Genomic DNA, 13,640 nt, shown 5'->3' with positions numbered 1-13,640 from the left:
ACTGGCCGATCACGCCGGAGGTGGAGGCCCAGACGGTGTTACCGGACTCGAAGCCGGGGTTGCCCAGCTTCTGGCCCGCGCCGGTGCAGCCGCCGCCGGTGCCGTTCACCGTCAGGCTGTACGTCGCCGAGTGGCTCACCGAGCCGGTGCCGGTGACGGTCACCGAGTAGGTGCCGGCCGGGGTGCTCGACGTGGTGCTGATGGTGAGGGTGGACGACGCGCCCGAGGTCACCGAGGACGGGCTGAACGACGCGGTGGCGCCGCTCGGCAGGCCGGACGCGGAGAACGTCACGGTCTGCGCGGTCCCGCTGGTGGTGGCCGTGGCGACGGTGGTGGAGACCGAGCCGCCCGCGGTCACCGAGCCGGAGGTCGGCGCGAGCGAGACGGAGAAGTCGTTACCGGTCGACCCGCAGGGCGCATCGGACCCGGCTACGTTCACCGCGGTCCAGGCCGCCTGGACGGTCTTGTACTCGGTAGAGCAGTTGCCGTACAGGTCGGTCGCCGCCCGCAGGGTGTACGCCCGGGCGGTGTTCGACGGGGTGGTGGTGTTGACGTACGACGTGTTCGAGGTGAAGTACACGTCGAGCGCCCGGTACCAGATCTTCTCCGCCTTGGCGCGGCCGATGCCGACCACGGCCGGCGCCGAGCCGCAGACCGGCGAGGTGCCGTACGAGGTGGCGCCGGTGCCCTCGGCGAGGTTGAAGTAGAAGTGGTTCGCCACGCCGGACGAGTAGTGCACGTCCTTGTTCTTCGTGCTGGTGCTCCAGCAGGAGTCGGACGAGCCGTCCAGCGACGGGTTGTACATGTAGCGCAGCGGCGTACCGTTGCCATTGATGTCGATCTTCTCGCCGACCTGGTAGTCGCCCGGGTCGGCCGGCGCGGCGGCGTAGAACTCCACCATGTTGCCGAAGATGTCGCTGGTGGCCTCGTTGAGGCCGCCGGACTCGCCGGAGTAGGTGAGGCCGGCGAGCGCCTCGGTGACGCCGTGGCTCATCTCGTGGCCGGCCACGTCGAGCGAGACCAGCGGCTTGGCGTTGCTGGACCCGTCGCCGTAGGTCATCTGGGAGCCGTCCCAGAAGGCGTTGACGTAGTTGCTGCCGTAGTGCACCCGGCTCGGCACGCCGGTGCCGTTGCCGAAGATGCCGTTGCGGCCGTGCACGTTCTTGAAGTAGTCGAAGGTCTTCGCCGCGCCGAAGTGGGCGTCGACGCCGGCGGACTGCCGGTTCGAGTTGGTGCCGTTGCCCCACGCGTTGTCGGCGTCGGTGAAGGTGGTGCAGGTCCCGCTGGTGGTGTTGTTCATGTCGCAGGTACGGCCGTTGCCGTGCGACGGGTCCACCATCGAGTAGGTGCTGCCGGAGAGCGTCGTGTCGATGCTGACCGTGCCGGTGTAGATGCCCTGGCCGCTGCCGACCACCGTCTCGATCTCGTCGTACGAGCCGATCACCTTGCCCGTGGTGGCGTCGGTGACGACGTGCAGCTTCGACGGGGTCTGCCGGTCCGCCTGCCAGCCGTTGGCGACGGTCTCCCAGGCCAGGCGGCCCTTGCCGGAGCTGGCGTCGACGAAGAGCTCCGGGCTGCCCAGCGAGGTGAGCGTGCCGGAGAACGCCTGCCGCGCGCTCGCCCTGGCGGCGTCCGCGCCGACCGTGGCGGTGGTGCTCAGGGTGAGCGGGGCGGCCAGGCCGGACGAGGTGCCGGCCATGGTGCCGTTCGGGGCGGTGTGGATGACGAAGTCACCGCCGTAGACGCGCAGGCCGTGGTAGGTCCGCGTGTACCGGGTGTGGGCGGCCCCGGACGGGTCCACCTTCGTGCGGACGGCCTGGTACGCCTCCCCGCTGGCACCTTGGACGGCACCGGGGTTGGCGCGGAGCAGGCTGTCCGCCCGAGCTGCGGCGGCGGACTCCGGGACGGGGGCGCTCGGGGTTGCCGCGTACGCCGTGGTGGTGACGCAGGTCAGCACACCGCTGGTGAGCAGGGCTGCGCTGACGGCGGCGAGGGATCTCTTCACGTGCCCTCCTGAGAGAAAGTTGTGACGGGGGTAGTCACTGATGTAGATATAGCGATACATCGAAGAACGTGGAAGAGGGCGAGCGCTTTCCTGCCGCAGACATTGGCCGTTCGGATGAGGTGGTGCAGGTGACACGGAACCGAGTGACACCCCCGTGCGTCCGATCGGCATGAGAACGACCCCCGTCGCGGCGGGCCTCCTCGCCGCGCTTCTCACCCCGCTCGCCGGCTGCGCGCAGTCCGGCGCCCCGGCCGCCGACGGCCCGCCGACCACCCTGCCGGCCGAGGTGGTGCTGACGAAGTCCGGCGGCATCGCCGGGCTGTCGGACACCGTGACCGTGCGGACCGACGGTCACTGGACGAAGGTCGACCGGTCCGGCGGCTCCCGTACCGGCCAGCTCACCACCCCGGACCTCGACCGGCTGCGGCAGCTCGCCACCGACCCGCGGCTACCCGCCGAGGCCACCGCCACCACCCCGGCCACGACGTGCGCGGACGCCTTCACCTACCAGCTCACCGTGGGCGACACGACGACCGGCTACGTGGACTGCCCGCCGCAGGCCACCCCGCCGGCGGCCACCGGGGCGGTGGTCGAACTGCTCAACCGCGCCACCGGCTGACCCGCGCCGGCGGGGCCCCGCGGCCCCGCCGGCTCACCAGCCGGCCGCCGCCGCCCGCAGGGTTCGCCGGACCGCCCGCACCTCGCGCCGGTCGCCCACCCCCGCCCGGACCGCGAGGAACAGGGTGTTGAGCGGGGGCAGCGCCGGCGCGAGCAACGCCCGCAACGTGCCGGCGGCCAGCTCACCCCGGCAGAGGTACGTCGGCAGCACCGTCACGCCGGCTCCGGCGGTCACTGCCGCCCGGACCGCCCGCAGGTCGGGCACCACCAGGCCGGGCGTCCGGGTGAGCCGGGTGTCGAAGACCGTCCGCCAGTACCGGCGCAGGATCGGCGCCTCCTCGGCGTACGCGACCAGGGGCACGTCCCGCAGCGCCTGCGGGGTGACCGGATCGGGCAGCCGCTCCGCCCACGCCGGGGCGGCGACGAGGACAAACTCCTCGTCGTAGAGCGGCTCGACGACCAGCCCGCGACGTCGCGGCCGGATGCTGGTCACCGCCACGTCCAACCGTCCGGCCACCAGGTCGTCCTGGAGCTGCTCCGGCAACCCGGCGGTGACCCGCAGCTCCAGGCCGTCGCCGATCGGGCCGGCCAGCGCCGGCAGCACCCGCTCGGCGAGGAACTCGGCCGGACCGCCGAGGAACACCGCCCGGGAGTACGCCGTGGTCGAGTCGTCGGCCAGCACGGCGGCAAGCCGATCCAGCGGCTCGGCGACCCGGCGGGCCAACTCCTCCCCGGCGGCCGTCGGCGTGACGCCCCGGGGCAGCCGGTCGAAGAGCGGTCGGCCGACGGCCTCCTCCAGCGCCCGCAGCTGGGCGGTGACCGTCGGCTGGGCCAGCCCGAGCAGCTCCGCCGCCCCGGTGATCGACCCGGACCGGTGCACGGCGAGGAAGCTGCGGAGCAGGTCCAACGACACCTTCACATCAGCAAATCTATCGCCGGTGCGGGGTTCGCCTATTGGTCAGCGATGGATCCGCGCGCCAGCATTGCCCCCATGACTCGTGCACTCATCGCGTTGACCAGTCACCGCAAGCTCGGCGAAACCGGCCGCCCGACCGGCTTCTACGTCGGCGAGGCCGCGGAGCCGTGGGAGGTCTTCCGGGCCGCGGGCTACGACGTCGACCTGGTGTCGGTGGCCGGTGGTCGGCCCCCGGTGGACGGCCGGGACGAGAACGACCGGACCCAGAACGACTTCCTCGCCACCGCCGGCGTGGACGACACCCCGAAGGCCACCGAGGTCGACCCGACCGGATACGACATCCTGCTCTTCGCAGGCGGTCACGGCACGATGTGGGACTTCCCGGACGACCCGGACCTCGCCCGCATCGCCCGCTCCGTCTACGAGGCCGGCGACGTGGTGGCCGCTGTCTGCCACGGCCCGTCCGCGCTGGTGAACCTCAGGCTGTCGGACGGCTCGTACCTGGTCGCCGGCAAGCGGGTGGCCGGCTTCACCAACGACGAGGAGGCGGCGGTCGGCCTTACCGACCAGGTCCCGTTCCTGCTCGCCGACAAGCTGACCGAGGCTGGCGCCCAGCACGTCCCGGCGCCCAACTTCACCGAGCAGGTGGTCGTCGACGGCCGCCTGGTGACGGGCCAGAATCCCCAGTCCGCCCGCGCCCTGGCCGAGGCCGTCGTCAAGCTCGTCTCCGCCTGACACCCGCAACGCCGATCATGGGGTTGGCCGCGGAAAACGCCCGTTCCGCCCCGGCCAGCCCCATGATCGACCGGGCTCTGGCGTCCTCAGATCAGGTAGTCCGGGGGAAGGCCCGTGGCGCGGAGGTCGGGGGGCAGGTGGGCCACGTCGTTGTGGGCGATCAGGGTGGGCGGGACACCGTCGCGGTAGCGGAGGACGGTGACGCCGCAGTTGTGGTGGTTGAGGCCGAGCCAGCGCCGCTCCGGGGCCTCCAGCGCGTGCCGCACCAGCCAGGCGATGAGGAAGTTGTGGGTGATCACCAGCTCGCGGACGTCACCCTCCACCGGCGCCGTCGCGAACCGGGCCACCGCCTCCGCGGTCCGACGCGGCCCATCGACCCGCTCGGGCTCGGTGAAGTCGGCGAGGAACGCCGCGTACCGCTCGGGCAGTCCCGCCGGGTCGGTGTCGTGCGGCAGGTGGTCCCCGACGCTGTCCGAACAATGTACGGGGACGCCGGGCAGGGCGGCGGCGACCAGCTCGGCGGTCTCCACCGCCCGGCGCGCGGGCCCGTGGTGGACGGCCGCGAAGGGCATCCCCCGCAGCCGGTCGGCGAGCAGTTCCGCCTGCCGGCGCCCCCGCGCCGAGAGGCCGGTGTCCCCGCTCTCCTCCGCTCCGTCCTGCTCACCGTGCCGGACCAGATAAAGCAGTCGGCTCGCCACTCGTCACCTCACCATGATCGGGAGACGCGAGCCTAGCCCGCGCCTCCCGACCCCGGGCGCCCGTCAGCCCGCCGCGCGCTGACCGAACTCGGCCGCCGGGAGATGGGCGCCTCCGTCCCGCCGGGCGCGCCACAGCGTGACGGAGACCCAGGCCCAGCCCACCGTGACCGCCAGGGCGAAGAGGACCATCGCCGCCGGCCGCCCGCCGCTGCCGATCAGCGCCAGCCAGGCCGCCGCGAAGAACACCCCGGTGGCCGCGCTGGCGACCGACCAGCCACGCTCGCCCTGCCGGGCGAACCGGCGCGCGGCGATCAGGCAGGCCCCGATCAGGGCCGTGAAGGCGACCGCACCGGCCCCGAAGTGCGCCAGGCCGTGCCAGCTCACGGTGCCCGGGCCGGCCGGCGTACCGGCGGGGAAACCGTCCACCGGATCGGCCACGAAGATCCCCGACAGCACCAGCCCGAGGCCGTACTGGCCGATCAGCCAGGGGCCGGTGACGGGGCCGAGCCCGGGGTGCGGGACCCGGCGCAGCGTCGACGCGGCACCCAGGCAGAGCAGCCCGGCGAGGACGAAGTCGGCGATCTGCACCCAGCCCAGGTCGCCGTTGCTCAGCACGCTCACCGGGTGCCGCCGGAAGTCGAAGCCCGCCCGGGTCAGCCCCTGCGCCAGCGCGACCGCCACCCAGAGCGGTCCGGCGAGGACGCCGCCGGCCAGCAGCACGGCGTCCGCCGTCACCCGGCTCACCGGTCGGGTCCTGATCACCTCGGTCACCGGTCCGCCCCCTCAGCCCCGCCAATAAATCTGGCCGATGCGGATCCGGTTGCCGAACGGGTCGCGGATGCCGAAGTCGATCCCGTACGGCCGCTCGGTCGGCTCGTCGGTGATGTCCACGCCCTTGGCCACCAGTTCCTCGTACGTCTTGCGAGCGTCGTCCGTGGTGAGGCAGAGCCAGCCGCCCATCGCGCCCTTCGTGAGCAGCTCCCGCACCTGCTCGGCGGTGGCCGGGTCGAGGGCCGGCGGCCCGGGCTTCTCCAGCAGGATCTCGTGCTCCCGATCGCCGGGCGCGTGCACCGTCAGCCAGCGCATGAAACCGAAGTCCTGGTCGGTGCCGACCTCCAAGCCGAGCTTGCCGACGTAGAAGTCGAGCGCCTCGTCCTGATCGAGCACGTAGATCTGGGAGCGGGAAATCGCGTTCATCGTCATGCCCAAGACGCTACGGGCCGCCCCTGAGCTGCTGCTTATCCAAAACTGCTGGGTCTGGTCCAAGCCTTGGCGAAGCAGCTCGGCACGTTCGCGGCGGCGGCCGACCGGTGCCGGCGGAAGTCGCTGGGCGACTCCCCGACGATCTGCCGGAAGGTCCGGCTGAACGTGCCGAGGCTGCTGAAGCCGACCGCGTAGCAGATCTCGGTGACGTCCTGCCCGGTCTCCAGGAGCATCGACATGGCCCGCTCGACGCGGCGGCGTTGCAGGTAGCGGTGCGGCGTCTCGCCGAAGGTGGCCCGGAAGGTACGGATGAAGTGCGCCTCCGAGGCGTGCGCGATCCGGGCCAGCGCGGGAATGTCCAGCGGTTCGGCGTACGCCCGGTCCATGGCGTCCCGGGCGCGCAGCATCGCCCGGTTGGACTCCTCGACGGCCCGGCTCACCCGTCCACCACCACCTCCAGGGCGCGCAGCTGCTCGGGATCGGCCACCACCTCGACGCCGATGATCCGATCGGTGACGACGAAGCTGAGCACGAGGCGGGCGTGCTGGCCCACGACCACCAGGGCGCCCGCCGCCCCATCGACGTACGCCGGCACCGCGCCCTGCGCCCGGCCGTTGAAGAAGTCGGCCACGGCGGACGAGCCGCGCACCTCGCCGGTCCCGCCCATCCGCACCGCGGTGGCGTCGGCGCGCAGCACCACGTACGGGTCGAGCAGGCTGACCAGGTCCTCGAAACGCCCCTCCCGGGAGGCGGCGAGGAACGCCTCGACGACCCGGCGCTGGCGGGTGGGGTCGGTCACCGGGTCGGCCGAGCGGCTCTGCACCCGGCGCCGGGCCCGACTGGCGATCTGCCGTACCGCCGGGGCGCTGCGGTCGACGACCGGCGCGATCTCGTCGAACGAGACGGCGAACATGTCGTGCAGCACGAACACCAGGCGCTCGGTGGGGCCGAGGGTGGTCAGCACGACCTCGAGCGCCTGACCGACCGACTCGGCGAGCAGCGCCTCCTGCTCCGGGTCGCGTCCGCCGGCCGGCTCGGCGGTGGGCTCCTCCCCGGCCGTGTCGGTGGACTCCTCGTGCCGGGCGGTGCCGGACCGCAGCCGGTCCAGGCAGACCCGCCCGACGGTGGTGGTCAGCCAGCCCGGCAGGTTGTCGATGCCGTCGACGTCCGCGCGGCTGAGCCGCAACCAGGTGTCCTGCACCGCGTCGTCGGCCTCGGCCGCGGAGCCCAGCATCCGGTGGGCGACCGCGCGCAGCCGGGGCCGCTGCTCCTCGAAACGCTGGACCAACATTTCGGTGCCGCTCACGATCCCGCCATCCCCCGCGACTGGAGAGTGATCGCCGCCACATCTGTCACGTCGCTCGTCCCGGCCTCGACATCCGGGTGACGGACGACAAGAGCGGCGGCGCGACGAACGCCGGCCAGCCTAACAGGACAGGATGGATCAAGATGACGATCGAGGCTCGTATCCAGAACCCGGCCGCGCTGCTCCCCGACGCGGTGAAGGCGATCAACCTGCTCTACAAGGCGGCCCACTCGGCCGGCGTCCCCGGCAGCACCCTGGAGCTGGTCCACCTGCGGGCCAGCCAGATCAACGGGTGCAGCGCCTGCGTCGACTCCGGGGCGCGCAGCGCCCGGAAGAACGGCGAGACCGAGGAGCGCCTGTTCGCGGTGGCCGCCTGGCGGGAGACGCCGTACTTCACCGAGGCCGAGCGGGCCGCGCTCGCCCTGGCCGAGGTCGCCACCCGGCTCGCCGACCGGGCTGACGCGGTGCCGGACGAGGTCTGGGCGGAGGCGGCCCGGCACTTCGGGGAGAAGGAGCTGGCGGCGCTGGTGCTCTGGATCGCCACCACCAACTTCTTCAACCGGATCAACGCCACCACCCGGCAGCCGGCCCCGCAGAACTGGGGCTGACGCGGTTCGGGCGGGGCACCGGTCGGGCCCGGGGACGCACCAGCGCCCCGGGCCCGACCGGGGCACCGCACCGTGGTGGCTGGGCTGTTCAGCCGGTCGCCGAGGACGGCTTCACCACCTGGTACATGATGTGGTCCTGCCACCGGCCGGCGATGTTGAGGTACTCGGGCGCCATGCCGTACCGGACGAATCCGTTGCGCTCCAGCACCCGCTGCGACCTGGTGTTGTGCAGCAGGGTCTCGGCCTGCACCCGGTGCAGCCCCAAGTCCTCGAAGGCCACCCGGACGATCTCCCGCACCGCCCGGCTCGCGAAGCCGCGGCCGTTGTGGCCGGCGCTCACCCAGTAACCCAGTGCGCAGGACTGGAACGGGCCGCGCACGATGCCGTTGAGCGTGATGCGGCCGATCACCCGGCCGGAGTCGTCCAGGATGACGTGGGGCAGCTTCGATCCCTGCTCGTGCTGTCGGAGATCGGCCTGGATGACGGCGTGCTGGCCGTCCACGGTGAAGTAGTCCTCGCCGCGGATCGGCTCCCACGGCGCGAGGAACTCACGGTTGGCGTGCAGCAGCTCGGCCAGCTCCGGCGCATCCGCCGGGGCGAGGAGTCGGGTGATGTTCACCCGCCCATCGTCCCCTCGCGGCGGCTGCCGCCGGAAAACGCCTGAAGGGAAATGGAGCCCCCGGCCGGGATCGAACCGGCGACATCTCGCTTACAAGGCGAGTGCTCTGGCCAGCTGAGCTACAGGGGCGCGTGGTCAGCATAGCGACTGACGCCTGGAAATCCCGCTCAGCAGGGCTCCCGAGCACGGAAAACGTCAATTTCCCGTCCCCGCCGCCGACGGATCGACGCCGACGGCCGCCGGTGCCGTGGGGATTGATGCCTCGCCGTGCCTGTGTGACCGGAATGCGTATGCCGTCCGTCCCACCGCATACGCCTCGTCTTGGCAGGGTCGGAAAACCCGTTTACCGTGCAGTGACACGGACGACACTCCGGTCGGCCTCGGCTGCCGGGGTGACGCGCCGTTGGCCGGCACCTTGGGTGCCGGTCGCTCCTTCACTCGGATCGTCCGGCACGTTCCTGCCGGTGAAAGGAAGCGCTCCACCATGGCTACGGTCACCTACGCGAAGGCGTCCCGGATCTACCCGGGCACCGATCGCCCCGCGGTCAACAAGCTCGACCTCCAGATCGGCGACGGAGAGTTCCTCGTCCTGGTCGGCCCGTCGGGTTGCGGCAAGTCCACCAGCCTCCGGATGCTCGCCGGCCTGGAGGACGTCGACGACGGCGCCATCTACATCGACGACCGGGACGTCACCCACCTGCCGCCGAAGGCCCGCGACATCGCGATGGTCTTCCAGAACTACGCCCTCTACCCGCACATGACGGTGTACGAGAACATGGCGTTCGCGCTCAAGCTGCGCAAGACCTCGAAGTCGGAGATCGACCGGCGGGTCAAGGAAGCCGCCGCGCTGCTTCAGCTGGAGGACTTCCTCAACCGCAAGCCGAAGGCGCTCTCCGGCGGTCAGCGCCAGCGGGTCGCCATGGGCCGCGCGATCGTCCGCGAGCCGCAGGTCTTCCTGATGGACGAGCCGCTGTCGAACCTCGACGCCAAGCTGCGGGTGCAGACCCGTACGCAGATCGCCTCGCTCCAGGCCAAGCTCGGCGTCACCACCGTCTACGTCACCCACGACCAGGTCGAGGCCATGACCATGGGTCACCGGGTCGCGGTCATGCTCGACGGCGTGCTCCAGCAGGTGGACACCCCGCGGGCGCTCTACGACACCCCGGCCAACGTCTTCGTCGCCGGTTTCATGGGCTCCCCCGCCATGAACATCAAGACCGTGCCGCTGACCGAGCAGGGCGCCGAGTTCGCCGAGATGCACGTGCCGCTGACCCGCGAGCAGGTCGAGGCGGCCCGCGCCGAGGGCGGCGACGGCAAGGTGACCGTCGGCTTCCGGCCGGAGGACTGCGACCTGGTCAGCCCGAGCGAGGGCGGCATGCCGGTCGTGGTCGAGCTGGTCGAGGACCTGGGCTCCGACGCCAACGTCTACGGCCACGCCGCGCTCGGCGGCAACTCCGAGCGCTTCGTCGTCCGTACCGACCGGCGCAGCATGCCGAACATGGGCGACACCGTGTTCGTCAAGCCGCGCCAGGGCCGCAACCACGTCTTCAACGCCGCCACCGGCAACCGGATCTGACGTACGCAGGAAAAGGGGCGGCCCGCCACGGCGGACCGCCCCTTTTCGTGTCTGCTGCGGGGGTTACGCCTCGACGGAGCGGCGGCGGGCGACCTCGGCGAGGGTGACCGCGGCGGCGACGCTGGCGTTGAGCGACTCGACGTCCGAGACCATCGGGATGCTCACGGTCAGGTCGCAGGTCTCGCCGACCAGCCGGGACAGCCCGCGCCCCTCCGAACCGACCACCACGACCAGCGGGCCGACTGCGGCCTCCAGGTCGTACAGGTCGGTTTGGCCGTCGGCGTCCAGCCCGACCACGACGAAGCCGGCGTCCTTGCACGCCTTCAGCGACCGGGTCAGGTTGGTGACCTGGGCGACCGGCACCCGCGCGGCCGCGCCGGCACTGGTCCGCCAGGCGGTCGCGGTGATCCCGGCGGCCCGCCGCTCCGGGACGAAGACGCCCTGCGCGCCGAACGCGGCGGCGGACCGGATCACCGCGCCGAGGTTGCGCGGGTCGGTGACCCCGTCCAGCGCGACCAGCAGCGGGGCGGCCTGCTCCAGCGCGGCCGCCATCAGGTCCTCGAACGGCTCGTACGCGAACGGAGGCACCTGGAGGCCGACCCCCTGGTGCAGCACCCCGCCGGTCATCCGGTCCAGCTCGGCCCGGCTGACCTCCAGGATCGCGATGCCCCGGTCGGCGGCGGTCCGGACGATCTCCTTGACCCGGTCGTCGACGTCGATGCCCTGGGCGGTGTAGAGGGCGGTCGCCGGCACCTGGGCGCGCAGCGACTCCAGCACCGGGTTCCGGCCGACCAGCAGCTCCGGGCTGTCCTTGGCCGGGTTGGCCTTACGTCCCGGGGCGACCCGGGGGCCACCCCGGCCGGCGGGCTTGCCCTTGCCGCCCTTCATCGGGACGCCGGCCCGGGTGCCCTTGCCCCAGGTGGTGTCCTTGGTGCCCGGCTGGCCGATCTTGGGGGCGCGCCCCTCCTCGGCCGCCGCGCGGCGCTCCTTCTCCTGCTTCCAGGCGGTCCGCTGGGGCAGCTTCTCGGTGCCCGAGTACGCCTTGTGCCAGGGCCGCTCGTCCGCGGGCAGGGTGCGGCCCCGGCCGGCGAGCGAGTCCTTGTTCTTGCCGCCGGTGCCCTTCGGGGCGCCCGCCTTCGGCGTCAGTCGCCGGCCACGGCGCTGCGAGTTGCCGGCCATCTAGTCCTGCTCTCCAATAGTCCAACGGGGGCCCTGGGGGGTGTCCTCGACCACCACGCCGGCCTGCTTGAGCTGGTCGCGTACGGCGTCGGCGGCGGCCCAGTCCTTGCGGCTGCGGGCCTGGGCGCGCTGCTCCAGGGCGAGCGCGATCAGGGAGTCCACCACGCCGCGCAGGTCGCTCGCGCGGCCGCCGCCGGTCCAGGCCGGGTCCAGGGGGTCGACGCCGAGGATATCCAGCATCGCCCGGGCGGCGGCCAGCGTGGTGCGGACGGTCACATCGTCGCCCGCCGACAGCGCGGTGTTGCCGTCCCGGACCACCTCGTGCAGCACGGCTAGGGCGGCCGAGGTGTTGAGATCGTCATCCATCGCCGCGACGAAGCCGGCCGGCAGCTCGCCCGGCTGGCCGGCGCCGAGCCGCTCGGCGGCCCGCTGGACGAAACCCTCGATCCGCCGGTAGGCGACGGCCGCCTCGCGCAGCGCGTCCTCCGAGTAGTCGATGCGGGACCGGTAGTGCGCGGCGGCGTAGTAGTAACGCAGCTCCACCGGGCGCACCCCGAGGGACGCCACGTAGTCGAGGTCGAGGGTGTTGCCCAGCGACTTGCCCATCTTGGTGCCGCCGATGCCGAGCAGGCCGTGGTGCACCCAGTAGCGGGCGAACGGCAGGTCCGCCGCCTGGGACTGGGCGATCTCGTTCTCGTGGTGCGGGAAGATCAGGTCGAGCCCGCCGCCGTGGATGTCGAACTCGGCGCCCAGGTAGCGCCAGCACATCGCGGAGCACTCGATGTGCCAGCCGGGCCGACCCCGGCCCCACGGCGACGGCCAGTAGGCGTCCGCCGGCTCGTCCGGCTTAACGCCCTTCCAGAGCGCGAAGTCGCGCGGGTCGCGCTTGCCCCGCTCCGGGGCGTCACCGGCGGACTGCATGTCCTCCGGCGACTGGCCCGACAGCGACCCGTACGCCGGCCAGGAGGCCACGTCGAAGTAGACGTCGCCGGAGCCGTCGGTGGCCGGGTAGGCGTGGCCGGTCTCGATCAGTCGCGCGATGAGCTGGTGCATCTCCGGGATGTGCCCGGTGGCGCGCGGCTCGTAGGTCGGCGGCAGCACGTTCAGGGCCCGGTACGACGCGACCAGGATCTCCTCGTTGGCGTACGCGATCGACCAGAACGGTCGACCCTGCTCCATCGCCCTGACCAGGATCTTGTCGTCGATATCGGTCAGGTTGCGGATGAAGGTGACCTCGAACCCGGACGCGGTCAGCCAGCGGCGCAGCACGTCGTAGTTGACGCCGGAGCGAAGGTGGCCGATGTGCGGCGGGGCCTGCAGGGTGAGACCACACAGGTAGACCCCCACCTTGCCGGCTTCCCGCGGGACGAAGTCCCGCACCGATCGGGTGGCGGTGTCATACAGGCGTAGTGTCACCGTACAAGGGTAGCCGTCCGCGCATTTCCGGGTTGCCGGGAGCCGGGTCGTACGCTGCGTGCTGTGGACACCGCGGCGCGCGTACCGGAGACGGCCCAGACCCTGGACCGGGGGCTGCGCCTGCTGCACCTGGTCGCGGACGCGCCCGGCGGGCTGACCGTCACCGAGGCGGCCAACCGGCTCGGCATCGGGCGCGCGGCGGTCTACCGGCTGGTCGGCGCGCTGACCGGGCACGGCATGCTGCGCCGGGACGGCGAGGGCCGGCTGCGCCTCGGCGCCGGGGTGCTGCACCTGGCCCGTCGGGCCCAGCCGCTGCTGGCCGAGGGGGCGCTGCCGGCGCTGCGCCGACTGGCCGAGCAGGCCGGCGCGACGGCCCACCTGACGGTGGTGGAGGGCGGGGAGGGCGTGGCGCTCGCGGTGGTCGAGCCGAGCTGGACGTCGTTCCACGTGGCGTACCGGACGGGCTCCCGGCACCCGCTGGAGCGGGGTGCGGCCGGCCGGGCCATCCTCGCCGGGCGGGCGGGCGCCGCCGCGCCGGTGAGCACCAGCGGCGAGTTGCAGTCCGGGGCGTACGGGGTGGCCGCGCCGGTGCTGGGGGTGCCCGGGCTGGAGGCGAGCGTCGGCGTGGTGTCGCTGACCCCGCTCGACGTCGACGTGGTCGGGCGGCAGGTCTCCGCCGCCGCCGAGGCGGTCGCCACCGCGCTGTCGTGACCTTCAGATTCTCTCGTTGAGGGACGTGGCAGCCATCCCACAACACGGGA

At 72.5% G+C, this 13,640-nt stretch carries 15 protein-coding genes and 1 tRNA gene; 5 read left to right on the top strand and 11 right to left on the bottom strand.

Translation table 11 applies throughout. The features are described from left to right. Positions 1-2,005: M4 family metallopeptidase (locus ACZ6S5_RS31435; protein ID WP_466005856.1), on the bottom strand; the 2,005-nt coding region annotated here is incomplete at its 3' end. A 169-nt stretch (positions 2,006-2,174) separates the two neighbouring features. On the opposite strand from ACZ6S5_RS31435, the gene ACZ6S5_RS31430 reads away from it, so the two are divergent. After that, positions 2,175-2,624, top strand: a complete 450-nt coding sequence (locus ACZ6S5_RS31430) for a hypothetical protein (protein ID WP_466005855.1) — start codon at positions 2,175-2,177, stop codon at positions 2,622-2,624. Positions 2,625-2,657: 33 nt separating this feature from the next. Here the strand turns inward: ACZ6S5_RS31430 and ACZ6S5_RS31425 are convergent, their stop codons facing one another. Beyond that, positions 2,658-3,542 (bottom strand): LysR family transcriptional regulator, encoded by an 885-nt coding sequence (locus ACZ6S5_RS31425; RefSeq protein ID WP_466005854.1) that lies wholly within the window; start codon positions 3,540-3,542, stop codon positions 2,658-2,660. A 72-nt stretch (positions 3,543-3,614) separates the two neighbouring features. Here ACZ6S5_RS31425 and ACZ6S5_RS31420 point away from each other — a divergent pair, with 72 nt between their 5' ends. Further along, the gene (locus ACZ6S5_RS31420) at positions 3,615-4,274 is read left to right on the top strand and encodes a type 1 glutamine amidotransferase domain-containing protein (RefSeq protein ID WP_466005853.1); all 660 of its coding nucleotides are present in this window, start codon (positions 3,615-3,617) and stop codon (positions 4,272-4,274) included. 86 nt (positions 4,275-4,360) lie between these two features. On the opposite strand, the gene ACZ6S5_RS31415 is transcribed toward ACZ6S5_RS31420, so the two are convergent. From ACZ6S5_RS31415 to ACZ6S5_RS31395, 5 genes are all read right to left on the bottom strand, one after another. Beyond that, entirely contained in the window at positions 4,361-4,972 is a 612-nt protein-coding gene (locus ACZ6S5_RS31415) for a histidine phosphatase family protein (RefSeq protein WP_466005852.1), read from the bottom strand. Between the two features lie 63 nt (positions 4,973-5,035). Continuing rightward, positions 5,036-5,743, bottom strand: coding sequence for a DUF998 domain-containing protein (locus ACZ6S5_RS31410; RefSeq protein ID WP_466005851.1), 708 nt, complete (start codon positions 5,741-5,743; stop codon positions 5,036-5,038). Between the two features lie 12 nt (positions 5,744-5,755). Continuing rightward, positions 5,756-6,175 (bottom strand): VOC family protein, encoded by a 420-nt coding sequence (locus tag ACZ6S5_RS31405; protein WP_466005850.1) that lies wholly within the window; start codon positions 6,173-6,175, stop codon positions 5,756-5,758. A gap of 35 nt (positions 6,176-6,210) precedes the next feature. Continuing rightward, a complete protein-coding gene (locus tag ACZ6S5_RS31400) occupies positions 6,211-6,615 on the bottom strand; it encodes a helix-turn-helix domain-containing protein (protein WP_466005849.1) in 405 nt (134 codons plus the stop codon). Then, positions 6,612-7,481: a sigma-70 family RNA polymerase sigma factor gene (locus ACZ6S5_RS31395; protein WP_466005848.1), complete on the bottom strand. Its 870-nt coding sequence runs from the start codon at positions 7,479-7,481 to the stop codon at positions 6,612-6,614. Before ACZ6S5_RS31395 ends, ACZ6S5_RS31400 begins: the two co-directional genes overlap by 4 nt. 143 nt (positions 7,482-7,624) lie before the next feature. On the opposite strand from ACZ6S5_RS31395, the gene ACZ6S5_RS31390 reads away from it, so the two are divergent. Beyond that, entirely contained in the window at positions 7,625-8,089 is a 465-nt protein-coding gene (locus ACZ6S5_RS31390; protein ID WP_466005847.1) for a carboxymuconolactone decarboxylase family protein, read from the top strand. An 88-nt stretch (positions 8,090-8,177) separates the two neighbouring features. Here ACZ6S5_RS31390 and ACZ6S5_RS31385 read toward each other — a convergent pair whose 3' ends face one another. Beyond that, positions 8,178-8,708: a GNAT family N-acetyltransferase gene (locus ACZ6S5_RS31385; RefSeq protein WP_466005846.1), complete on the bottom strand. Its 531-nt coding sequence runs from the start codon at positions 8,706-8,708 to the stop codon at positions 8,178-8,180. A gap of 52 nt (positions 8,709-8,760) precedes the next feature. Continuing rightward, positions 8,761-8,837, bottom strand: a tRNA-Thr gene (locus ACZ6S5_RS31380). Positions 8,838-9,192: 355 nt separating this feature from the next. Between ACZ6S5_RS31380 and ACZ6S5_RS31375 the strand changes: the two genes are divergently transcribed. Continuing rightward, positions 9,193-10,284 carry an ABC transporter ATP-binding protein gene (locus ACZ6S5_RS31375; protein ID WP_466005845.1) on the top strand — a complete coding sequence of 364 codons (1,092 nt, stop codon included), beginning with the start codon at positions 9,193-9,195 and terminating at the stop codon, positions 10,282-10,284. Positions 10,285-10,347: 63 nt separating this feature from the next. On the opposite strand, the gene rlmB is transcribed toward ACZ6S5_RS31375, so the two are convergent. Both rlmB and cysS read right to left on the bottom strand, forming a co-directional pair. After that, positions 10,348-11,463: a 23S rRNA (guanosine(2251)-2'-O)-methyltransferase RlmB gene (gene rlmB, locus ACZ6S5_RS31370; protein ID WP_466005844.1), complete on the bottom strand. Its 1,116-nt coding sequence runs from the start codon at positions 11,461-11,463 to the stop codon at positions 10,348-10,350. Continuing rightward, complete coding sequence (cysS, locus tag ACZ6S5_RS31365) at positions 11,464-12,879, bottom strand: cysteine--tRNA ligase (protein ID WP_466005843.1); 1,416 nt, start codon at positions 12,877-12,879, stop codon at positions 11,464-11,466. Between the two features lie 63 nt (positions 12,880-12,942). Here cysS and ACZ6S5_RS31360 point away from each other — a divergent pair, with 63 nt between their 5' ends. Further along, positions 12,943-13,590 (top strand): IclR family transcriptional regulator, encoded by a 648-nt coding sequence (locus tag ACZ6S5_RS31360; protein ID WP_466005842.1) that lies wholly within the window; start codon positions 12,943-12,945, stop codon positions 13,588-13,590. The last annotated feature ends 50 nt before the right edge of the window (positions 13,591-13,640 follow it).

The sequence above is a fragment of the Micromonospora sp. NPDC051924 genome (assembly GCF_055586005.1).
The sequence above is the reverse complement of the archived record's forward strand: the minus strand, read 5'-3'. Positions and strand labels throughout refer to the sequence as shown.

What these genes read in the sequence shown, in the direction of transcription:
- ACZ6S5_RS31430 (WP_466005855.1), top strand. Translation starts at nt 2,175, where the DNA reads ATGAGAACGACCCCCGTCGCGGCGGGCCTCCTCGCCGCGCTTCTCACC.
- ACZ6S5_RS31420 (WP_466005853.1), top strand. Translation starts at nt 3,615, where the DNA reads ATGACTCGTGCACTCATCGCGTTGACCAGTCACCGCAAGCTCGGCGAA.
- ACZ6S5_RS31405 (WP_466005850.1), bottom strand. Translation starts at nt 6,175, where the DNA reads ATGACGATGAACGCGATTTCCCGCTCCCAGATCTACGTGCTCGATCAG.
- ACZ6S5_RS31390 (WP_466005847.1), top strand. Translation starts at nt 7,625, where the DNA reads ATGACGATCGAGGCTCGTATCCAGAACCCGGCCGCGCTGCTCCCCGAC.
- ACZ6S5_RS31375 (WP_466005845.1), top strand. Translation starts at nt 9,193, where the DNA reads ATGGCTACGGTCACCTACGCGAAGGCGTCCCGGATCTACCCGGGCACC.
- rlmB (WP_466005844.1), bottom strand. Translation starts at nt 11,463, where the DNA reads ATGGCCGGCAACTCGCAGCGCCGTGGCCGGCGACTGACGCCGAAGGCG.